At 52.6% G+C, this 23471-nt stretch carries 13 protein-coding genes and 1 pseudogene; 5 read left to right on the plus strand and 9 right to left on the minus strand.

Annotated features, from left to right (window positions below; translation table 11 throughout):
* Positions 1 to 6 precede the first annotated feature (6 nt).
* The 3 genes from FHS90_RS01135 to FHS90_RS01145 form a co-directional block, all read right to left on the minus strand.
* Positions 7 to 579, minus strand: coding sequence for a MarC family protein (locus FHS90_RS01135; protein WP_066830869.1), 573 nt, complete (start codon positions 577 to 579; stop codon positions 7 to 9).
* A gap of 370 nt (positions 580 to 949) precedes the next feature.
* Positions 950 to 2011: an aminotransferase class V-fold PLP-dependent enzyme gene (locus FHS90_RS01140; protein ID WP_066830867.1), complete on the minus strand. Its 1062-nt coding sequence runs from the start codon at positions 2009 to 2011 to the stop codon at positions 950 to 952.
* Positions 2012 to 2165: 154 nt separating this feature from the next.
* Positions 2166 to 2624, minus strand: coding sequence for a type II 3-dehydroquinate dehydratase (locus FHS90_RS01145; RefSeq protein ID WP_182511257.1), 459 nt, complete (start codon positions 2622 to 2624; stop codon positions 2166 to 2168).
* Between the two features lie 156 nt (positions 2625 to 2780).
* Here FHS90_RS01145 and xerD point away from each other — a divergent pair, with 156 nt between their 5' ends.
* Positions 2781 to 3680 carry a site-specific tyrosine recombinase XerD gene (gene xerD, locus FHS90_RS01150; protein WP_066830864.1) on the plus strand — a complete coding sequence of 300 codons (900 nt, stop codon included), beginning with the start codon at positions 2781 to 2783 and terminating at the stop codon, positions 3678 to 3680.
* A gap of 732 nt (positions 3681 to 4412) precedes the next feature.
* Here xerD and meaB read toward each other — a convergent pair.
* From meaB to FHS90_RS01165, 3 genes are all read right to left on the minus strand, one after another.
* Entirely contained in the window at positions 4413 to 5411 is a 999-nt protein-coding gene (gene meaB, locus FHS90_RS01155) for a methylmalonyl Co-A mutase-associated GTPase MeaB (RefSeq protein ID WP_182511258.1), read from the minus strand.
* A gap of 286 nt (positions 5412 to 5697) precedes the next feature.
* Entirely contained in the window at positions 5698 to 6855 is a 1158-nt protein-coding gene (locus FHS90_RS01160; protein ID WP_066830862.1) for a YncE family protein, read from the minus strand.
* 1331 nt (positions 6856 to 8186) lie between these two features.
* A complete protein-coding gene (locus FHS90_RS01165; protein ID WP_182511259.1) occupies positions 8187 to 10754 on the minus strand; it encodes a zinc-dependent metalloprotease in 2568 nt (855 codons plus the stop codon).
* 405 nt (positions 10755 to 11159) lie between these two features.
* Between FHS90_RS01165 and FHS90_RS01170 the strand changes: the two genes are divergently transcribed.
* Positions 11160 to 11711, plus strand: coding sequence for an REP-associated tyrosine transposase (locus FHS90_RS01170; RefSeq protein ID WP_182511260.1), 552 nt, complete (start codon positions 11160 to 11162; stop codon positions 11709 to 11711).
* A gap of 183 nt (positions 11712 to 11894) precedes the next feature.
* Here FHS90_RS01170 and scpA read toward each other — a convergent pair whose 3' ends face one another.
* From scpA to FHS90_RS01180, 3 genes and pseudogenes are all read right to left on the minus strand, one after another.
* Complete coding sequence (scpA, locus tag FHS90_RS01175; protein ID WP_074987932.1) at positions 11895 to 14027, minus strand: methylmalonyl-CoA mutase; 2133 nt, start codon at positions 14025 to 14027, stop codon at positions 11895 to 11897.
* Between the two features lie 138 nt (positions 14028 to 14165).
* Positions 14166 to 14369, minus strand: a pseudogene (locus tag FHS90_RS22355) (GIY-YIG nuclease family protein); the annotation flags it as partial.
* Between the two features lie 204 nt (positions 14370 to 14573).
* On the minus strand, positions 14574 to 16409 hold the full coding sequence (locus tag FHS90_RS01180; RefSeq protein ID WP_182511261.1) for a methylmalonyl-CoA mutase family protein: 1836 nt from the start codon (positions 16407 to 16409) through the stop codon (positions 14574 to 14576).
* A 254-nt stretch (positions 16410 to 16663) separates the two neighbouring features.
* Here FHS90_RS01180 and FHS90_RS01185 point away from each other — a divergent pair, with 254 nt between their 5' ends.
* The 3 genes from FHS90_RS01185 (at position 16664) to FHS90_RS01195 (ending at position 23258) form a co-directional block, all read left to right on the plus strand.
* The gene (locus tag FHS90_RS01185; protein ID WP_066831037.1) at positions 16664 to 17413 is read left to right on the plus strand and encodes a DUF72 domain-containing protein; all 750 of its coding nucleotides are present in this window, start codon (positions 16664 to 16666) and stop codon (positions 17411 to 17413) included.
* A 1281-nt stretch (positions 17414 to 18694) separates the two neighbouring features.
* A complete protein-coding gene (locus FHS90_RS01190; protein ID WP_246386546.1) occupies positions 18695 to 21814 on the plus strand; it encodes a SusC/RagA family TonB-linked outer membrane protein in 3120 nt (1039 codons plus the stop codon).
* A 16-nt stretch (positions 21815 to 21830) separates the two neighbouring features.
* Positions 21831 to 23258, plus strand: a complete 1428-nt coding sequence (locus FHS90_RS01195) for a RagB/SusD family nutrient uptake outer membrane protein (protein WP_182511263.1) — start codon at positions 21831 to 21833, stop codon at positions 23256 to 23258.
* Positions 23259 to 23471 lie beyond the last annotated feature (213 nt).

Below are 23471 nucleotides of genomic sequence, written 5' to 3' on the forward strand. Positions count from 1 at the left end.
CAGAACTTAGAGATTGACGTGCGTTTTGAACAGTTTAATGGCAATGGCCAACAGAATCACGCCAAAGACCTTCCGGAGCACCTCAGTGCCGTTCTGGCCCAGCTTGCGCTCCAGCCAGTTAGAGCTTTTCAGGACAATGTAGACAAACAGCAGGTTCAGGATAATGCCCACCAGCACGTTAGGCAGCGCGTAAGCCGCCCGCAGCGAGAGCAAGGTGGTCATGGTGCCCGCCCCTACAATGAGCGGGAACGCCAGCGGCACAATAGAACCAGTCTTGGTGTCTGGGTTGGAGTGGAACAGGTGAATGCCCAGCACCATCTCCATCCCAATCAAAAAGATGATGATGGCCCCCGCCAGCGCGAAAGACTGAAAATCAATCCCGAACAGCCTCAGAATCCCGTCGCCCAGGAAGAGGAACGAGATCATGATGGCCCCGGCCACAATGGTGGCTTTCTCAGACTGGATCACCCCTTCACGGCGGCGCAGCTCAATGATGATGGGAATGGATCCCAGAATATCAATGATGGCAAAAAGAATGAGGCTCACAGAGACAATTTCTTTCAGACTGAAGGCGATCATAGGCGGCTTTACGTGCAAGGTTCAGGTGCAAAACTAATCATTTTGGGTAATGCGTCCTTATTTTGGGCATGCCCGAAGCAGGAATTGTAAAGGCCGGCTTCGCCGATGACAATGCGCCGGTGACCCGGTAGCGGGCGTTAGACATACGTGTCAGCCGCCACCAGGAGCGGGGGCGGGCGGCGGTCAGCCTGCCAGGGTTGGGCATTCTGCCATTGAGATTCTAAGGTTTACCAGCGCAGCAAAGGCGGGTTCTGGTGCTGAACAGTTGCCTGTGCTTTGCCTGAACCGGGGGCTGCTAAAAAGAAAAGGGCGTTTTTGGCCTGTTATTGAAAAAACAGGCCAAAAACGCCCCCGCGGTTACGGCTCAGGTTTATTTGTAGTTCTTCCTGAAGAAGTCTTTCAATACGTCATACTCCCCGTCAACAATGGCCGGGAAGTTCGCAATCCGGAAGGTGTTCTTGGCCCAGTCACCGTAGCCGTTGCCCAGGGTGATGCCCTGCGCGGCGGCGTTCTTCTTGATCTCCAGGATCTGCTTGCCGGTACCCTGCACGGCCAGCACGGTCTGCGAGCGCACCTCCGGGTTTTCTACCAGCAGCTGCACCTCTGTGAGTTCCTCAAAGAAGCTGTACAGCTCCTGGGAGCGCTTCACCAGCTGCTGGTCTACCTGTTTAATGAGCGGGAGGCGCTCCAGCATCTGGCGCATGAGGTACAGGTTGAGCACGTTGGGTGTGTGGCCGGTCTGGTAGTTGAGCATTTTCTCGTACAGAAACACCAGGCTGTTGTAGTGCTTCTTGTCATTGAGGGCCTTGGCACGCTGCACAGTTCTGGGGGAGCAGACCAGCACGGCCATTCCGGCCGGCAGGCCGAAACATTTCTGCACCGACGCAAACCAGATGTCTGCCCTGATGAACTTGAGGTTGAGGCCGGCCATGCTGGAGGTGGCGTCTACGGCCAGCAGCGGGTCTTTGAACTGGTTCTGCAGCTTGAGCAGGGTCTCCATGCTCACCTGGGTGCCGTTAGAGGTCTCGTTCTGGGTCACGCAGATCACATCTGTGTCATCTTCTACAGGAATATTGGGCACGTCCAGCACGTCATTCACGCCAAAAGACTGGCTGTAGCAGTCTGGCCGCAGGCGCCGGGCGTACTGGCCCCATTTTTCGCCAAAGGCGCCATTGTACAGGTGCAGGCTCTTGTGCGGGGTCAGGCTCTGGGTGATGATCTCCCAACACTCAGTGGCCGAGGAGGTGAAGAAGAGGTAGTAGTCCTGCGGAATGTTCAGTTTTTTGCGCAGCAGCCCCACCAGTTCGCGCATCATGTGCACAAACCGCTCACTGCGGTGCGGTATGCTGAGCAGGCCCTCATCATACGCCATAACCATGAAGTCGCGTATCTGCGGGTAGACTTTAGACGGGCCGGGATAGAAATTGAGCATGGCAAAAGGGCTGGGGTACGGTGTGTGGATCGCTACTTGTTGAAAGCCAGAAGCCGCCATTCTGTTTCAGGGGTGTTTTTCTGAAAACAGCCCTGAAACAGAATGGCGTGACGGCGGCATCAAGTTAGACCTACACGTTAAAAACGGCCGGTGGTTACGCTTTGGTGTAAGTAAATCCTACTTTTGATGGCCTGAGCCGCTCAAAGTACTGCAAGGCAAGCCTATAACTTTCCAGCCCGAACCCGGAGATGCTGCCTTTGCAGCGGCCGCCAATAAACGTGGCGTGGCGGGTGGCCTCCCGGGCGTACACATTGGAGATGTGCACCTCAACCACGGGCGTCTCAATGGCGGCAATGGCATCTGCCAGGGCCAGTGAGGTGTGGGTGTAGGCGCCGGCGTTGAAGACAATGCCCTGGTAGTGAAAGCCCACCTCATGCAGCTTGTTTATCAGTTCGCCCTCAATGTTAGACTGGTAATACTCCAGCTCCAGGTCTGGGAAAGCCGGGAGCAGGTCCTTCTCATAGTAGTCTTCAAAGGAGCGGGAGCCGTAGATTGATTTTTCGCGTCTGCCCAATAAATTAAGGTTGGGGCCGTTTAATATGAGTATTTTCATAGTCTGCCAGGTTATCTGAGGGAAATCATTTCTCTGAAAAAGTAAAGCGAAGATCGTGCTCAAATGTACGGAATAACTACCTTTGGGCGGCTATGTAAATGCTAGATACAGATGTAACTGCCTCTATAGCCCGCAAAAACTCTATTTCATTCCCCCATGAATTGGTCAACAAGTCTTACACAATTTCAAGGATACCTCCAGCTGGAGAAGTCCTTGTCCAGCAATTCCGTAGAGGCCTATCTGCGGGATGTGCGCAAGCTGGTGCAGTATTTTGAAATCACCCATCAGAAAATAAGCCCCCTGGCGGTAGAGGTGGTGCACCTGCAAGGGTTTCTGGAATGGATCAACACCCTGGGCATGACCCCGCACTCCCAGGCCCGCACCATCTCCGGCATCAGGGCGTTCTACAAGTTCCTGATCATGGAAGACATGATACAGTCAGACCCTACCGAGACCATTGAGGCGCCCAAGCTGCAGCGCAAGCTGCCAGACACCTTGAGTTACCAGGAGATTGTGCAACTCTTTGAGGGCATTGATGTGAGCACCCCGGAAGGCACCCGCAACAAGGCCATGCTGGAGACCCTGTACAGCTCAGGGCTACGGGTGTCTGAACTGATTGAGCTCAAGCTGAGCAACCTGTATGAAGACCTGGGTTTTCTGCGCGTGACCGGCAAAGGCAACAAAGAGCGGCTGGTTCCCATTGGGAAAGACGCGCTCAAGTACATCAGGGTGTACCTGGACGGCGTTCGCCGGCACCAGACCATCAAGAAAGGGCACGAAGACTTTGTGTTTCTCAACCGCCGGGGCACCAGTCTCACCCGCGTGATGGTGTTTAACATTATCAAAGACCTGACGGCCAAAGTGGGGCTGGCCAAAAATGTGAGTCCCCATACGTTTCGGCATTCATTTGCCACCCATCTCATTGAGGGCGGGGCTGATCTGCGGGCGGTACAGGAAATGCTGGGCCATGAGTCTATCACCACCACTGAGATCTACACCCACCTGGACCGGGATTACCTCAAGCAGGTGATCCAGGAGTTTCACCCCAGAAGCTAGGTTCCTCTACCAAAGCCCAAGGCAGTTTTGGAGCCGTTTTTCTAAAAACAGGTCAAAAACAGAACCCCAGCAGCGCGGGCTGCTGGGGTTCTGTTTTTAGGAGACTTGTGTCACCATTCTTCGGCCAGGCCGATGGGTGGAGGGAAAAAACAAGAGGCCAGTCTGAAACCGGCCTCTTCAGCATTGGGGGATATGCTGTTTAAACTCTTTGTGACGTCTCTATCTGTACGCCGTCTATTTCAGTATCTAACAGTGCTAAATACCCTGAGCCAGATCCTGTACTGGGGGAGCCGCGCGTTGGTTGCCCTTACTTGGGGAAAGAAGTCTAAGGCTCTTCAACGTTTGCCTGTCTGAGTCCCCGGCAAACCTAAGCTGTGTGCGGCTTCTGGTAAATGAACGGAGAAATGCGGCGTGCCGGAGGCCCAATAAGGGAAGAAGCCCCAGGCAGGAACCGTTCTTCAGAAAACGTCTTTCAGTGGGGAGTTATTGTGGAACCGTTGGTAGAGGGAAGTAGTTTAGGGAGGAAACCTTGAAAATGCGCTTTCTGGGGCTGTTTCCCGGGCGGACAAGGTGTGGGTGTAACCTCAATGATGGAGGTTTTTCTTACCCGTGACGGGAGCAGGAAAGGCCGGTAAGTCAGATGCGCTGGTTAAGGTGGTGTGGAGGGGAAAACGAACGTAACGGTGCGCGGCCGGTAGGTTCTGTTTTCGGGCTGGTTTTTAAAAAACAGGCCTAAAACAGCCCTTGACCAGAGGCGCGGGCCAGGAGCTCACTGGCGGCGGCAAACGGCGATTTACGGCCCGCGATCACCTCCTGGGAGAGCGCCGGCCATTGGTCTTTCACCACCGGGCTTTGGTAGAACATTTCCTCCAGACTTTGCCTGATGGTCTGCTTGAGCCAGTGCAGGTTCTGCTCCTGACGGCGGCGGTAGAAATAGCCGTTCTGCCGGGTCAAGGCCACATACTCCTCTATGGCGCCCCAGACAGTAGATAGCCCCGTTCTTTCATAGGCAGAGCACAATGTTACCTTGGGGCTCCAGCCAGACGGCCCCAGCGGGAAGAGGTGCAGGGCACTTTGGTATTCGGCCTGGGCGCTGGTGGCCTGGTGCAGGTTCTGGCCGTCTGCCTTGGTGATGGCAATGGCATCGGCCATTTCCATGATGCCCTTCTTAATGCCCTGGAGCTCATCGCCGGCGCCGGCCAGCATCAGGAGCAGGAAAAAGTCTACCATTTCATGCACCGCCGTCTCTGACTGGCCCACGCCCACGGTCTCCACAAAAATCACGTCAAAGCCTGCGGCTTCGCAGAGCAAAATGCTTTCACGGGTGCTTCTGGCCACGCCGCCCAGGGTTTTTCCGGCCGCTGAGGGCCTGATGTAGGCGTTGGGTTGGGTAGACAGGGTTTCCATGCGGGTCTTGTCGCCCAGAATGCTGCCGCCGGTGCGCTGGCTAGTGGGGTCAACGGCCAACACGGCCAGCCGTTTACCGTGCTGCGCCAGCAAATAATTCCCGAACGCCTCAATGAACGTGCTTTTGCCCACACCCGGCACCCCCGTAATGCCTATTCTCACTGACTTCCCCGCGTGCGGAAGGACCTGCTCCATAACCTGGTGCGCCAGCTCCCGGTCAGAGGGCAAGGTGCTTTCTACCAGGGTGATGGCACGGCTCAGCATGATGCGGTTACCGCTCAATACGCCCTGGGCATATTCTTGGGGTGAAAATCTTTTTGGCACTGGGTTGTGGGCTGTTTCTTCTCAAAGTACGGTAAAAATACGAAAAGGAAGGCTTTGCCGCCCATCAGAGACGAAGGCAGACGTTCAGCAGGCTGCCGCCGCAGCCCTGTTTTTGCCCTGATTTGAGAAAAGGAGGCCAGAAACGCAGTTTGTCTGCTAAACATACAGATTGCCATCACGGCTGTTGGAGGCGAAGCGGCTGTGGCGGGGCAATCACAGAAAGCAACTGCACCGCCAGCCCTAAAAGACCGCCCCATGGGAGCTGGCCGGTTTAATGATTTGAAAGTTATTTCTGCTTCTGCACTACATAGCCCGTGGGGGCAGACAGGTTCTGGAAATAGAAACCGGGGAAGTTGGGCAACCCGAACTCGCTGCGTTGACTCCCCAGGGAGACACCGGCATCTTTGTAGTCACAGTCTTCACCCGGGGCGTTGGGGTTTCTGATAATGCCCAGCCAACTGCTTTCATTGCGGGCCACATAAATTCGGCCGTCAGGCCCCAGCTGGAGGGCCCCAATCTTACGGCTGGTGCTTTTGGCCACCTGCTTGCCAGAGTGGATGATGGCATCTGGGGTGCCTGCTTTCAGGTTGAACTGGAAAATACGGGCTTCCCCACCGGCAATGCCGTTCTTGCCGCCATACAACCGGGAGCCGTCTGGGGAGAACTCCACGCCGTAGGCCTCTTCAAACTTGCCCAGGTCTAGGGCGTTGCTCACCTGGCCGGTGGCGTTGTCAAAATCAAAGACCTCCAGCTTATTGACAGGCGCCCAGGTGGCCATGGCTATTTTGTCACCGGCGGGGGAGGCTTTCAGGTAGCCAATGGTGCCGCCGTTGTCACCGGTGTGCATGCTGCCCACCCGGCTTTCAACGGGGGCAAACGTGATGCCGTTGGGGGTAATGAGGTACGCGTAAAAAGCCGTGCTGTTCCAGCGGTGGGTGAGCACCCAGAAGTCCCGGCCGTTGCGGTGGCGTACGGCGGTGAGTTTCTCGGTGACCGGGGCAAAGATGAGGTTGTTTTTAGAGGTTACCTGGCCCAGGCCGCCTTCTTTGCTCATATCAATGAGGTGGTACTGCAGGCCGTGGTCCATGCCCTGGAAATCTGTGGTGAACAGGTAGAAGAGATGCGGTGACCCCGGTTTGGGCAAAATGAGAGCGGCCTGGGTAGAGGACTCGTGCCCCTTCAATTCTTTCCCGTTGGCCATGAGCTGGTGGGTTTTGTTCCAGACCTGCATGCCGTTGGTGTAGAAAAGCAGATTGCCCTGGGCGTCACAGATGCTGGCGCTGCCTTCCTCACTGTACAGGTGGCCGTCTTTGAGGGGCGTGAGGCTCCCCTCTGCAAACGAAAGGCCGGCATTGCGGCCGAAATACCAGACAGAGGCTTCTTTTTGGGCCACGGCTAGCAGTGAAAGCAGCCACAGCGGCAAGAGGGTTAGGTACTTTTTCATGCTCTCCTTTTTTTTCAGAACATTTCTTCTGGCGGGAAGAATTCAAAGATCAGGCCATTTTCTGCGCAAACCGTTGCCCCCGGTCTGGCCAGTTCCCAAACGTTTGCCCGGTAGCCTAGTGCAAAATATTGATCCTCAAACCTATCTGGAGCGGTAGCAAAAAGAACAGGAGGGAAGCCTTAGGGCTTTAGCCAGAAATAAGTTTTTCATTACAGGATTGATGGCGTTGCACGTGTGAGCAGGGTTGACATGCTGGGGTGGTTTAGCGGGGCAGTTAAGCGGGTTTACTGGAAAACAGCAGAGCCGTCTTACATGCTGCTGGCGCAACATGGTTCATTCTTGGGTTTGAGAGCAGAAGAACAGGGCTGTAGTGAGAGAACCCGGTTATACCTGCGGAGAGGGGAGATAGGTTTTCTCCTAAGGTGTAGAAAAGGAGACGTGCCTAGGTTTTATATTGGAGCTGTTGAGCGTTTTTATGTAAAGTTATAGGAGCACCCGCTGGTGCCTGCGTTTTGGGGCTACTTTCCCAAAAACAGCCCGGAAACAGACGCTTACTGATCTTGAAGGCACAGGCTCACGCTTCTTGCGCCATGCCCGGTTCCGTCTAGATCCATCATGGTAGAATAAGGAAAAAACACTATACAGCTTCTGAACATTCCTTTGGCTGGTTGGTCTTGCCAACTCAACCTTTACCTGCTCTAACCTTGAAATTTCTGTTTTCGGCCTGTTTTGGGAAAAACAGGCCAGAAACGCCTTTTAGATAGTAGGGGAGCTACTCTTTTAAAAAACAGACAGAGGCAGAGTCATAAACGGGAACCTTCAGCTGGGAGAGCGGCACCTGCGCAGCACTTTCACAGCTCTCCCGGCCCAACTGCGAAACGCAGCTCAGGAAGATCAACCCTGTCAAAAGCATTACCAGAAACTTCTTCATGCCGCTTATTCAATGGTTGACATCAAGTTCTAGCTTTAGGTATTCAAATGAAAGGAAAAATCACGGCCTCTGGTAACAGAGACAGAACCAATAAGTTGTAGCACTTTGCCGGTGCTTCGTTTGGGGTTTCCCTTGTTCGCTTGATCTTGTTTTCCCCTTTTCTTTCAGCGGCTGAAAGAAGAATAGTGTACGGCTGTGGGCTTCCTCTGGCTTTAAAGCCATATTTCTACCATGCGTCACCCGGTTGCCCCTGCCTAACTACAGGGTTCTTACCACTGATACAGTCTGGTAAATGCCAACGGCCTTTTCCGTGGAAAAGCGCTTTGTTGTAACCATCATTAAAAAAGCTGCCCCGCAGTGCAGGGCAGCTTTCCAAACAGCTTTACTAATATTTTAAAAACTAACCTTTGGGGTTCAAGGCGTCATTGATGCGGTCTGAGAGGTCCAGGAGGTGATAATTGCTCAAAGAATCTGATTGCCCGGCGGCAGCTGACTTGATCAGGCTGTTGATGTTGCGCAATTCGGCCTTGGCCACAGAAAGCACATCACTTTGGGCAATGTTCATGGTTGGCCTGACAGGGCCTCTTGAACTCACCTGAGCCGAGGATGAAGCGGCTGGAGCCGGTTTAACCAGGTCAATCAACTGCTCCACATAAATCTTTTGCAGGTTGCGGCGGTACACGTCAATGGCCTGTTTGTTTTTCACCTCTCTAAAGATAGCGCTGTTCAGGTCAGTGAAGAAGTCTGTCACCCTGTAGGCGCTGTTGCCGTCAAGGGCTTCACCGGCAATCAGTTTGGTGAGGGTGTTGTTGCTGATGAGGCGGTTCAAGACGGCCTCCTGGCTGCGCGAAACCACCAGCATGGGGTTAGAACCGGTATTGTTCAATACCGCCGGAGACAGTAACCAGGTAGGTGTGGTGAACAGCTGCCTGTCCAGGAACGCCATGGCTTCTTTCTGCGTGGCGGCTGGCGTACGCTCATACACCGGTCCTTCCATTTCTACGGTTTTAGGGTTTTCATAGACGCCGCCAATATTCTTGGCCACGTGGCCCATGTACCGGTTGAACTGCGTGGTCAGCTGGCCATACATGTTGTCCAGGCTCTCGTAGCCCTGATTCTCCTCACGGGTCCACTCAGGGAGTTTGGCAATGATGCGCTGCAGGTTCTTGATGCCGTACTCGCTGGCCTTCATGGCGTTGTCGCCCAGGTCCTCGTTCTGGGAATGCGGGTCATCTGGGTTGGTCTCGGTGCCGAACCAGTGGCGGCGGTTTTTCAGGGCGGCCACCGTCATCTTGTTCAGGATAGGAATCTCGGCCTCAGCGCTCTTTGCGTTGGGCAGCAGGCGGTAGCCCCACTCTATGGCCCACAGGTCATAGTCGCCAATTCTGGGGTAGATGCCCTTAGAGGTGATGTTGTCTTCTGGCTGGGCCACGTAGTTGAAGCGGGCGTAGTCCATGATAGACGGGGTGTGGCCGTTGGCTTCCACCCATTTCTTGTTGCGCAGGTTCTCAACGGGCACCGTTGAGCTGGAGCCGTAGTTGTGGCGCAGACCCAGGGTGTGGCCCACTTCGTGCGAAGACACAAACCGGATCAGGTCGCCCATGAGTTCATCAGAGAACTCCATTTTGCGGGCGCGCGGGTCAATAGCCGAGGCTTGGATGAAATACCAGTCCCGCACCAGTTTCATCACGTTGTGGTACCAGTTGATGTGGCTTTCCATGATCTCGCCGCTGCGCGGATCTGAGATGCTGGGGCCGCTGGCGTTGGGGATCTCAGAAGGCTTGTACACAATGGCGCTGTGGCGGGCGTCATCTAAGCTCCAGTTGGGGTTTTCTTTGGCGCTTGGTGCTTCTTTGCCAATGATGGCGTTCTTGAAACCGGCTTTCTCAAACGCTTTCTGCCAGTCGTTCACGCCCGCAATCAGGTATGGCACCCATTTCTTCGGCGTAGCCGGGTCTATGTAGAACACAATGGGTTCTTTGGGCTCCACCAGTTCGCCGCGCTTGTACTTGGCCATGTCTTTCTCCTTGGGCTCCAGTCTCCAGCGCTTTACCATCTGGATTTCCTTTACGCCCTGCGGATTGGCGTCAAAGTCTGTGTAACCTACGGTGAAGTACCCCACGCGCGGGTCAAAGTAGCGGGGCTGCATGGGCTTCCTGGGCAGCACCACCATAGAAGAGTTGATCTCAATGGTAGAGGACCCGTTCAACGCTGAGTTGGCAGATGCGCCGCCTGCCGGGGCCGCACCAAACCCGGACGTAGGCGGGGTCAGCACGTAGGTTTTCACGGTGGTCACCTCTACGTTCTGCGGAAAGCTGCGCACGTTCTGGATATAGCTTCGGTCTGAGAGGAAGTTCCCTAACCGGAAACGGCTTTTACCCGTGGCTGAGCTGAACGAGAAAATCTCGTTTTCACCCTTGAGGTAGTCTGTGATGTCAATCACGCTGCTCTTGTTGTTAGGTCCGTAGGCCGCCACGTTGAAGGCGGCTACAATGGCCTGCACGTTGGAGCGCTGCACCGCCTGGTACATAGACCTGGTGCTGTCTGGGCTGTAGGTGGCGTACGAGATCTTGCGCATGAAAATACGGTCATCCGGACCTTTCTCAAACATGATCACCGCGCTGCCAATCTGGTCTCCGGCATAGCCGGAAGAGGAACGCACCTCAGCCCCGGCTTTGGAAATCCGGTTCACCACCAGGATCTCACGGCCCAGCACCGAGTCGGCCAGTTCAAAGAAGTACTTGTCTTCTACTTTGTGGGTCTTGAAAAAGCCAGCTTTGGATTGGGCTTTGTCAGTGATGACCTCGGTGTACGGTTTGGGTTTGGTGTTTCTGGCGGCGTTCCCCTGCATGCCGGTGGCCCCGGCTACCCGCCTGGTAGAATCAGCGGGCTGAGTGGGACGCGTTTGGGAGACGGCAACTCCGGCAAAGGAGGAAACCAGCCCCAGCGTCAATAAAAATTTCTTCATGCTGTAAAAGCTTGTTGGTTATAAAGGGTTGTGTTGGGTGTGTGGATTTTTCACGCGCGTTAGACAAGCGGGAAGCAGAAAGGTTTAATGGGTTAGGGGGAAATTGGAAGAAAAATTTTGGGTACGTGTTTTAGACCTGTTTTTGGAAAAACAGGCCGGAAACAGCCACTGGCGCGCGTCTTCAGACGCGTGACACGGGATGGGTGGAGTCTTCAGACTCCTTATGCTAATACCCTGCTCATGGTTCCCGGCGAGTCTGGAGACTCGCAACATCCTTTGGCACGAGACTTTAGTCTCGCGCCAGTTTTGCCTATTGATACCTTATTCCTGTTTTCCGCTTGTTTTCCGAAAAACAGGCCGAAAACAGGAATTTTCTTTTGATGCCTGACCTCGTATATAGTTGGTATGAGCACCAAGTACAAAACCTCCAATCCTGAAGGAATCTATTTCCTGAGCATGGCAACCGTGGAATGGGTGGATGTTTTTACGCGGCGTGAATATTGTGAGATTGTTGTGGCGAGCCTGCGCTTTTGCATTGAACGAAAAGGGTTGATCCTCCACGCATGGGTCATCATGCCCAACCACCTGCACTTGATCGCCTCGGCGGCAGAGAACAAAGAACTAACCTCCATTTTACGCGATTTCAAGAAGTTTACGGCGACCCAGCTGCTCACAGCTATTCAAGAGAACCCAGCAGAAAGCCGGAAACGATGGATGCAATGGATCTTCCAGAGCAACGGAGCGCGCAACTCCCAAAACAGGCACCACCAGTTCTGGCAGCAAAGCAACCATCCGCAAGAGCTGGACTCCAATTACCTGATGTCCCAGAAGCTGGATTACCTGCACCAGAATCCGGTGAAAACGGGTCTAGTAGAAGAGCCTGCGCACTGGCGCTACAGCAGTGCCACCGATTATGCCGGAGGAAAAGGACTACTCTCCCTGGTGTTTCTGGAATAAGAAGGCTAACTGGCCCCAACTGGCGCGAGACTTTAGTCTCGTGCCAAAGGATGACGCGAGTCTCCAGACTCGCCGGGAACCACGGGCAGAGTATTGGCGAAAGGGCACACTAGTAGCGAAAGGGAGTCTGGAGACTCCACTCATCCCGTGTCACGAGTCTGGAGACGCGCGCCAGAAATAAGTTTACCCATTCAGCAACTTCTCCAGAATCTCCTGTGCGGCCACGCTGATCACGGTGCCCGGGCCAAACACCCCGGCCACACCCGCATCATACAAAAACTGATAGTCCTGCGCAGGAATTACACCGCCGGCAATGACCAGAATATCTTCGCGGCCCAGCTTTTTCAACTCGGCAATCAATTGCGGAATCAACGTTTTGTGACCGGCGGCGAGGCTGCTCACGCCCACCACGTGCACATCATTTTCGGCGGCTTGCAGGGCTACTTCCTCCGGGGTTTGGAACAGAGGGCCCAGGTCTACGTCAAAGCCGAGGTCGGCGAAGGAAGTGGCAATGACTTTAGAGCCGCGGTCGTGGCCGTCCTGGCCCATTTTGGCGACCATGATTCTTGGTCTTCGGCCTTCCTGGGCCGCAAATTGATCGGCAAGCGCCTGGGCCTTGCCGAAGTTCTCATCGTCTGAAATCTCTGAACTGTACACGCCTGCAATGGATCTGATGGTGGCCCGGTGACGGCCGAATACTTTCTCTAAGGCATAGGAAATCTCTCCCAGACTGCACCGCACGCGGGCCGCCTGCACGGCCAGTTCCAGCAAGTTGCCTTCGCCGGTCTCGGCGGCATTGGTGAGCGCGTCCATGGCGGCGAAGACGGCGGCATCATCTCGGTTTTCCCGTAACTGGGCCAGTCTTGCCAGCTGGGCTTCCCGCACGGCGGTGTTGTCAATGTCCAGGATTTCCAGCTGCTCCTCGGTCTCCGGTCGGAATTTGTTCACACCCACAATCACGTCTTTGCCCGCGTCAATACGTGCCTGTTTACGGGCGGCGGCTTCCTCAATGCGCATCTTGGGCAGACCCGTTTCAATGGCTTTGGCCATGCCGCCCAGGCGTTCCACTTCCTGAATGAGGTCCCAGGCGCGGTGCGCGAGTTGATGGGTCAACGCTTCTACATAATAAGAGCCGCCCCAGGGGTCAACGGTTTTGGTGATGTGCGTCTCTTGCTGCAGGTAAATCTGGGTGTTGCGGGCAATGCGCGCCGAAAAATCTGTGGGCAAGGCAATGGCCTCGTCTAACGCGTTGGTGTGCAGGCTCTGCGTTCCGCCCAGGGCGGCAGCCAGGGCCTCTACGGTGGTGCGGGCCACGTTGTTGAACGGGTCCTGCTCGGTGAGGCTCCAGCCACTGGTTTGGCAGTGCGTGCGCAGCGCCAGGGATTTATCGCTCTTGGGGTTGAACTGTTTAATGAGTTTTGCCCACAGCATACGGGCGGCGCGCATTTTGGCAATCTCCATGAAGTGGTTCATGCCAATGGCCCAGAAGAATGACAAACGCGGCGCGAAGGTGTCAATGTCCATACCCGCGGCCAGGCCGGTGCGCACGTATTCCAAACCATCCGCCAAAGTATAGGCCAGCTCCAGATCGGCCGTGGCCCCGGCTTCCTGCATGTGGTAGCCACTGATGGAGATGGAGTTGAACTTGGGCATGTGCCGGGAGGTGTACGCGAAGATATCGGCGATGATCTTCATGCTGGGCTCCGGCGGATAGATGTAGGTGTTGCGCACCATGAACTCTTTGAGGATGTCGTTCTGGATGGTGCCGCTCAGTTGCTCCGGTTTCACGCCCTGCTCCTCTGCCGCTACAATGTAGAACGCCAGAATGGGCAGCACGGCACCGTTCATGGTCATGGACACGCTCATCTGGTCCAGCGGAATCTGGTCAAACAGAATCTTCATGTCCAGAATGGAGTCGATGGCCACGCCCGCCTTGCCCACGTCACCCACCACCCGCGGATGGTCTGAGTCATAGCCCCGGTGCGTAGCTAGGTCAAAGGCCACGGAGAGGCCTTTCTGGCCGGCGGCCAGGTTGCGGCGGTAGAACGCGTTAGATTCCTCGGCGGTGCTGAAGCCCGCGTACTGCCTGATGGTCCAGGGGTTTTTCACGTACATGGTGCTGTACGGCCCGCGCAAAAAAGGCGGCAGCCCGGCGGCGAAGTCCAGGTGCTCAAAGCTTTCAGCGTCTTCTTTGGTATAGAAGTTCTGCAGCGGCAGCCGCTCGGCGGTTTTCCAGGTCTTGGGTTCTGGTTTCGGCCTGTTTTGGGAAAAAGAGCCCGAAAACGTAAAAGGTATCTTGGTGAAATCTGGTTTCATGGTGTTCGTATCAAGTAGCGGGTATCAAGTAGCAAGACTTGAGGACGTTCTATATTATAACAGGTACTATTGCTTTATTACTTTCATCTGAAGTTCCCACTTTTGTCATCCTGAAAGGACCTTGTGGGCGAACTGCAATCAATTGGCTATGTACAGGAAGTCCATCTTCGGATTCATAGTCTTTATCAAATTTTCCTTCGCTTCCCGCCCCATCAGTTTTATCCCCTTCTCGCGTTCAATGGCATGCTCTACATTTGAATGCCTCTCATAATACAGTAATTTGTAACCATAGTATTTGCCAGCAAAAGTTTCAGGCTTTCCTCTGTTCTCTTTATGTTGCTGTAAACGTGATTCCTAATCGGTGTTCACACCTGTGTATAAAACAGTTTTACTTGGGTTACTTGTGATATAGACAAAGTAATTGTGCAGTTTCATGGCTTTTGCCTATCTAGTTTGCCCACAAGGTACTTTCAGGATGACAAGAAAGTAGGAGGTAATCACAAACAACTCAGGACTCTGAACTCAAAACTGGCGCGCTTTGCGCGCCTACGTTCCCAATCTCTCCTGAATGCGGGAAATGATCTCTGCCGTGTCACAGCCCTGAAACAGGAATTCATCAAACCCGTGGGCGCGCAGTTCATCCTTCAGGTGCATGGGGTTGTCGGCCAGGATCAGCGCAGGGCCGGGCTGGTGTTGGGACCGCATGCCTTTGGCAAACGTCTCGGCAAAGTCATGGAACTGCTTGTCTGGGGCGGCCATGACAATTACCTGCACATCCATCTCTTTGACGGCGGCCAACGCCGCTGATACGGTGTCAAACTTTTCCACCTGCGTAGTAAAGCCAGAGCAGGTGAAGAACTCGCGGGCGAACGAGGCGTGAATGTGCTCCTGCAGCGCATTTCCCATGTGAATCACCAGCGCGTGGGGCCTTCGGTTCTTCTTCCGGTAGTGCAGCTCGGTGGCCAGGCGCATCACTTCATAAGAGTAGGCCGCGCGGGTGTTGTCAAACTGCTTGCTCTGGATGAGCTGTTCCGGGTCAAAGTCATGCTGCTCGTTGGCGTTGGGGTATTTGTTCGTGCCCACCAGCACCTCAGAGCCGTTGGCAATGGCTTTGAATTTCTGGCTGCTGGTTTCTTTGATCAGGTCATGAATATAGCCTGAGTTGGAGGCCGGAATAAAACCGCCCCGGCCCTCAATGTCCTGAAACAGCGCCCATGCCTTCTCGGCTATCTCTTTGGTCAGGTATTCCAGATAATAGGAACCCGCCGCCGGGTCAATGGCCTGGTCCAGGTACGCTTCCTCCTTCAGAAGGATGGGAATGTTACGGGCAATGCGCTCACTAAAGGCGTTTTCCTCCCGGAACGTGCTGTCAAACGGCTCTACCTCTACAGAGTCAACCCCGCCTATCACCGCACTCATCATCTCTGTGGTGTGGCGCAGCAGGTTGGTATGCGGGTCTAACGTGGTCTGGTGCCAGCGCGAGGTGGAGGCATGGATGCGCAAAGCCCCGGCTGCCTCGGGCGGAGCCCCATACGCCTCTACCACCTTGGCCCAGAGCAGCCGCACCGCCCTGAACTTGGCTATCTCAAAAAAGTAATTGGTGCCGGCGGCGAGGTGGAACTGCATGTTTTGGAAAATGCGCTCTACGGGCATAATCTCGCAGCTCAACCCGTTGGTGTAGCACACGGCAATGGCCAGCGTGATGGCCACTTCCTGCACCAGCGTGGCCCCCTTGTTGCTGAAATGGGAGCCGTTAATGGTGAGGGCGTAGAAGTTGGGTGCATCCAGGGTCTGTTCCAGCAGGTGCAGCGCATGCTCCATGTCCAGCTGCTTGTAGCTCTCTGAAGACATGATGGGCGAGCACTTCAGGAAACCCCGCAGGCTGTCCAGTGAAATCTTTTTGCGGTGCAGCCCCGTGGTGAGGTGGTGCAGAAAGTTGGCGGCCTCTGTAGAGACGGTGTAGGCAACGGGCACCTTGCTCAGGTCAATCTCCTGAATCAGGTAGTCGCAGTCAAAGTCAAAGCCGTTCAGCATAATGAAATGAATGCCGTCTGCCCCGCGGGTGAGGGCATCTACGGCTTTGTCTACCGCCTCGCGGCCTTTGCCGGTGGCCCGCACGGGCTGCAGGTTCACCCAGGCATTCCTGTCTTGCTTAGCCGTGCGCAGGTACGGGTATTGGCCGGGAGCGGGAAAAAACGCCGCCTCCCTTGGGAGGTCTTTCTGAGTATAAAAAGGCGCCACGTCAATGCCCTCATAGCTCTGCCAGTGCAGGTTCTGGGGATTGGCGCCTTTTAGGTCTTGCTGTATCTTGGCGGCCCATTGCGCTGCCGTCACCGGCCCGAACTCTGGGAATAATGCCTCAGTAGAGGTAGTGTCAGTCATAGGAAATACCGGCAAATGATTGGGTAAAGATAGCTTTTTGCCGTAACTGTTCTACGGCAGAACCGTGAATTGCGCTGTCTGCCGGGCCAGATTTTCAGAAGTAGGATTATTTTCAGGCCCACAAGCGCGGTGAAGCAGAGATTGATGCCTCAAGTAGCCGGTGAAAAGGGGGCAGCCCCTGTTTCTGGCCTCTTTTTCTGAAAACAGGCCGAAAACAGAGAAACCCGTTGCCTGATTCTGCGTCTGTACTCAGCATGGACATTCCTGAAGACAAACTCTACATTGGCACCTCTGGCTGGAGCTACGCCTGGCGCGGCATCTTCTACCCGGAAGACCTCAAGTCTGCCGAGATGCTGCCGTTCTACGCCCAGCACTTCAACTGCACTGAGGTGAACAGCAGCTTCTACCACTTCACCATGGAGAAAACCATTCTCAAATGGCTGGAGGCCACCCCGCCGCACTTCAGGTTCGCCCCCAAGCTGCACCGCTCTATCACCCATGAGAACCGCCTGCAGAACATTGAGGACCCGCTCAGAAAATGGATGGACCGGTTCCTGCTCATGGGCGACCGGCTGGGGCCGGTGCTGGTGCAGTTGCCGGCGTCTTTTCACTATAATGAGCGGGTGGCCAAGCATTTCTTCACCCTCCTCCGTGATCTGTACCCAGAAACGGTCTTCGCGCTGGAAGTACGGCACGCCTCCTGGCACACCCAGGAGGCACTGGAACTGCTGGAGGAATACCAGATATCGCTGGTGGTGGTGAGCGCCGGCAAAAAATGGCCCGCCCTGGCCGCCGCCACTACAGATACGGTTTACCTGCGCCTGCACGGCCATGACGTTGTCTACCGGAGCCCATACCCCGCTGAGGAACTGGAGCGTTTCTCCTATATGGCGCAGGACTGGCTGCTAGACGGCAAAGAGGTGTGGTGCTTCTTCAACAACACCATTGGGGGCAACGCCACCACAGACGCGCAGAAGCTGCAGCAGATGCTGTTGAATTTATAAGGTGTGTTTTTGGGCTGGGGCCGGACCAGCATGTCTGTTTTAGGCCTGTTTTTAGAAAAACAGGCCTAAAACAGCTCTGGACTTACACCGGGGCGACTTGGCACGGTGCCTTTACAGCCTACTCTAGAAATTAGGAGTACACCATCTTCCCCCAAGTCCAGGTTAAATGCATTCCAATAAGTAAGCAACCATTTAAATGGCTCATGCATTTTCTTTTTGTTAGAGGAAAATGAATGGGTTTACCGGGAATGAATGCCTTTTAAGGAGCAGGTGGGCTAATTATCTGAAAGAAGGGGACTATTTAAAGATGTGCTGTGATGATAGCCAAAAGGATAAATATATTCTTCTTAGAGCAAGTTTAATTTGTCATTTGAACTGCAAACGGGTATCAAAAGAACCTGACTTCGCGGTTGACTCGCACCATAGCGGGGCGTATGTTGCTCAAAAAACGCTATAGAAGAACCTTTCGCTCCCCGTTTTCGCTTGCTAAAACAAAATGTAAACAAGCTCTTAGCCAGGAACCTGCCCTTTATCTATTTTCTGTTGCTGAGTTTCCAGTTATAAAGGCTAATTAGGTACTTGCTTTCTCATGGCAAGTGGCTACAAAGGTGGCCGTTTTAAGGGAGGGACAAGGAAAACTACCAAAACCCTTCTATCTCTTCTGGCTTCAGAAGAATACCTGTTTCTCCCACTCTACTTGTACTGGTAAAGGCAGACCACAAAACATGTTGTACTGCCTGCCTCCCCTCAAAAGTTCTTGAACTTGATTACCGAATATTTGTTTTCAAAAGTTCATTTTCTTAGTGCTCTAAGCGTTGTTGTATGCTTTTGATGATATTATGATTGAGAGGGTGTGAATTATATTTCCTCAATCATTGTGGGTTAAGTGTCTCGCTTATTTAAGATTTATCACCAAATGGTTGTTTTTTTTAAAATATGAATATACTTTACAGCGGAATAAACTTAGTGCGTTAAGTATTTAAATTTATGTTAAAGCACCTGCTTAATAGAAAATAAGACAGAAGAGGGGATTGAAAGTACAGAAGCCCATTGCTTGAGCTGTGAAGTGAGAACGAACGGCAGAGACGCACGCATGTAAGGCATAGGAGTGCTTATGTTGTCGGCATCTAAACAAATATCACTTGCCCATTTGGGCGCTTTAGAGGATGCAGGCCGTGAATGTTGTATTTAATAAACTAAATCCTATATATAATGAGACACATTTTACGTAATCGGCTATCTCCAGCGGTGATATGGAGTATGCTGTGGCTATTGGCAAGTATGAATGCTGTAGCGGCGCAGACGGCAAAAACACTTACAGTCAAAGGCAGGATAACTGAAGCTGTCAATAGTGCGCCTCTGGTTGGGGTTTCTGTGGTAGAGAAAGGGACTACAAACGGTACGGCAACTGACGTGAACGGGCAGTTCAACCTAACAGTAGCGTCTAACGCTACTCTGGTGGTCAGTTATATTGGGTTTACCACCATAGAAGTGCCTGTTGGGAACAAAGCAGAAGTGGATATTGCCTTGCAGTCAGACCAAAAACTACTAAATGAGGTAGTGGTGGTAGGGTACGGTACACAGCAGAAAAAAGACCTCACCGGTTCTGTGGTAAGCCTTTCTGCCACTGAACTGATTCCCACGCCAGCTGCCAGCTTTGACCAGTTGATGCAGGGCAAAGTGGCTGGTGCCCAGATTACCCAGACCACCGGCGCCCCCGGCGGAAATGTCAATATTGTAATTAGGGGGATCAGTTCCATTACAGGCGGTAACCAGCCCTTATACGTTATTGACGGGTATGCCATCGGTTCCGGGGGCGGTGGGTCAGACGTGAGTAGTTTCAATGGGAACTCCTTTTCTTCCAGCGGGATGGCCAACAATACAGCTAGCAAAATAAACCCCCTAAGCAGCATTAACCCCGCAGATATTGAGTCTATAGAGATCTTGAAAGATGCTTCTGCCACTGCCATTTACGGCTCCAGAGGGGCTAACGGGGTAGTTATTATTACTACTAAACGAGGGAAACAAGGCAAAGCAAGTATCAATCTGGAGGCTTCTGGCGGAATTCAAACCATAGCCAACAAATTAGACGTATTAGATGCCGGCCAGTTTGCTGAGTTTGTAGCAGAAGGACGTGACAATGCCTGGGTGTATGCTGGTGGTAGCGCTTCTGACCCAAACCCTGTGCGGTCAGGTGGTACAAGGGTAAAGCCAGAATTCAGGAATCCGGGAGCGCTTAATGTGCACACAGATTGGCAGGATGTGATCTTCCGGCCGGCCTCCATTCAAAATTACCAACTATCTGCCAGCGGTGGTGCTAACAATTCTACCTATTATGTTGGGGCTGGCTATTTGGACCAGGAGGGGATCATAGAAGGGTCTAACTTCAAGAAGTTCAACCTGCGCAGCAACATAGATGTTGATTTAAATAAACGGGTAAGGTTAGGTGTTTCAGTGGCGGGCTCACATTCTTACGGTGATTTCGCCCGTGCCGAAGGGCACTTAGGGCAGAGGGGGCTAATCTCGGCGGCGCTGGCTAGTTCTCCGGCATTGCCCGTCTATGAAGAGAATGGGGACTACACCTCTGAACTGTTAGACCCGCTGGGTGTACCTGTTGAAAACCCTCTCCTTATTTTAGATGAGTTTAGAGACAAGCGCCAGTCTACTAACGTTTTCACCAACAATTACCTGGAGTTTGAATTGTTGGAAGGACTTACCGCCCGCACCTCTATTGGGATCAATTACATAGTAGACAAAACAAGACTCTGGAAATCTTCTGAGATAGGAGAGTGGGGGAGTAAAACAAGTCCGGCTACTGCGGGCGTCCATTACCGTACCAACCTAAACTGGCTTAATGAGAACACCGTTAGTTTTAAGAGGGTGTTCAATGAGAAGCACAGTATCAATGCTGTGGCGGGTTTCACCGTGCAGAAAGATGCGCTAGAGATGTTTCAGGCAGGGGCAACAGACTTCCCTACTGATTATATACAGTATCTGGCCGGGGGCAATGTGAATGCGGGCACCAACTATGTATCAGAATGGGCAATGCTTTCCTGGCTGGCAAGGGTAAGCTATACTTACAATGACAGATATTTATTTACGGCAACGGTAAGACGAGACGGTAGTTCCCGTTTTGGGGTCAATGAGCGGTGGGGAACCTTTCCGTCTTTCTCTTTGGGTTACAGAGTCTCTGAAGAGCCTTTCATGTCAGACCTGGCTTTTATTGATGACCTAAAGCTCAGGGCCAGCTACGGGGTCTCTGGGAACAACCTGATTGGGAATTACGCGCATATTGGGTTGTTGGGTATTTCAAGATATGTGGCGAACGGGCAACCTGTTTTAGGCGTAGTACCCCAGGGCTTGGCCAACGATGACCTTACCTGGGAGCGTTCGCTTCAAACCAACATAGGGGTAGATCTGGCTCTGTTTAATAATAGAATCACCTTGTCTGTTGATGCCTACCGAAACCATAAAAAAGACCTGTTGCTGAATACGTTGCTGCCAGCGGCCTCGGGCTTTGAGTCTTCTATCCAGAACGTGGGTGAGTTGGAGAACAAAGGCCTGGAGATAGCCCTAGGGGTAGATGTGATCAAAAGCACAGACTTCACCTGGAACACCAGCTTTAATATTAGCATGAACAGAAACGAGGTGTTGGCGCTAAACTCTGCTAATTCCCGTATCCCTAACTCCGCGTACCAGGTAACAGAAGTAGGCCACCCCATCTCTAGCTTTTTCATGCTGAAGGCCATTGGGGTATTCAGGAACCAGGCGGAAGTAGACGCCAGCCCTAAGCAGCACCCTAACGTAAAGCCAGGGGACCTGAAATTTGAAGATGTGAACGGTGACAAGGTCATTACAGACGCTGATAAAACTTTTGTAGGGAGCCCCTGGCCAGACTATACGTTTGGTGTTACTAATAGATTTTCTTATAAAGGATTAACCCTCAGTACAGTGATTGTTGGCTCCCAGGGGAATGAAGTATATTTTCAGGGAGGCGAGATTGTTTTAAATGGTGCTGGTGTACAGAATCAGCTGGCCATGGTGGCAGACCGCTGGAGATCTGAGGATAACCCCGGGAACGGCGTAATACCCAGAGCTATCAGAAGCGACCACGCCAGAGGCATAAGTTCAAACTCCAGATACTTGTTTGATGGTTCTTTTGTGAGAATAAAGAACATTAACCTTTCTTACAACCTTCCCGCCAGTCTGCTAAGGGCGTTACATGTGCCAGGCCTTACGGTATTTGCAGACGTAGCCAATGCCTACACGTTCACTGATTATCCAGGCTATGACCCTGAAGCCAGCTCTACCGGTGATAATATCGCTGCTACGGGCATTGACTATTTCTCTTACCCAGTTTCCAGGGTGTTTACCATGGGTGTTAGAATCTCCCTTCAATAACCAATTATTAAGAGCCATGAAAAAGATAATATGTATTTGCCTGTTTTTGGGCATGGCTACTGCCTGTGACAGCTTTTTGGAGTTGCAGCCGGAGTCTCAGATCAATGAACAGAACTTCTATAAAACCAAGAATGACTTTGAGAAAGCTATGATTGGGGTGTACGGTACCTTTAAGGAAATGTACAACACTAATCTCTTCTATGTAGCAGAGTTGATGTCAGACAACGCAGAGATTTCCATTTCCTCTTCTTCCATTACAGAGGTTGAGTTTGATGAACTGAATGTGACCCCTGCCAACACCATTTTGCAATCCATCTGGAGTACTTCTCTGTACACGGTAGCCCGCTGCAACATCATCATAAACAGGCTGCCTGAGGCAGACATTGACGCCCAAGTAAAAGACCGGCTAATGGGTGAGGCGAAATTCATGCGGGCGTATAGTTATTTCATCCTGGTGCAAACCTTTGGGAACGTACCCATAACCGATGCTGAGTTTAGAAGCCCGGACCAGGTGGCGTCTGCAGATTTAAGTTTGAAGCCCAAAGAGGCGGTGTATGCGAAAATCATAGAAGACCTGACCGCGGCAGAAACGCTATTGCCCGCTACCCTTAATCCTAATAAAGGATATGCATCCAGAGGAACCGTAAAAACACTGTTAGGAAAAGTGTACCTGACCCAAAGGCAGTATCAACTAGCCGAAACAAAACTTTGGGAGGTGATAGAGTCAAACCAGTATTCTTTGGTTACAAATTATGCCAGCCTGTTTACCAACGGAAATGAGAATTTGGCAGAATCTATCTTCGAGCTGAAATTTATCTCTGGCGCCAACCTGGGTAATAGCTATTCTATCCAGTTTACCCCTGCCACTACAGGTCTGCTAGCCAACGGACAGCAGGGCTCTGGCAGAATAACCCCTACCCTTAGCTTAGTAGAAGCATATGAAGATGGTGACCTTAGAAAGGAAGTCTCTGTAGGCGAATACATTACATCAAATCTTACGGGCGAAAGATTCTATAGCCGGCATGGTCTCAAATTTGTTGATTTCACCGCCGTGAACCCCAGAGATGGCAGCATTAATTTTACGGTGTTACGCTACGCTGATGTTTTATTAATGTACGCTGAGGCGTTGAATGAACAAGGCCAAACAGATGATGCGCTTCTGTACCTGAACAGGGTTCGTGCGCGCGCTAGCCTTGACGGTTTAGAAGATCTTACACAGGAAGAAGCCAGAGCTGCCATTCAGCATGAAAGAAGGGTGGAGTTGGCGTATGAAGCACACCGGTGGTTTGATCTGGTGCGAACTGGAAAAGCCAGGGAAGTGATCAATGCCTTCTATCAGGCCAAAGGCTTGAACTTTTCAGTGGCTGACCATGAGTTGATTCTGCCAATTCCCAGAAGGGAGATAGAGATCAATCCTAAGCTAATCCAAAACCCCGGCTACTAGAGGCTAAGAGCATTCTGAAAAGTTGAAATTGTAGTGAAACGTATCAGCCCTAGCGTTTTCTATGGCAGTTATTGAGCCTCATAGCAGCGCTGCAGAGTGATAAAAGCGGGATGGTTGGTTCTGGATACGGCCATTACAGTACAAAAGACAAGTTTTAAATATGCTCATAATTGGGAACCTTTAAGTGCCGTGAGCCCTAAATCAGATCCTGTT

Source organism: Rufibacter ruber (assembly GCF_014138425.1).
GTDB classification, from domain to species: Bacteria; Bacteroidota; Bacteroidia; order Cytophagales; family Hymenobacteraceae; genus Nibribacter; species Nibribacter ruber_C.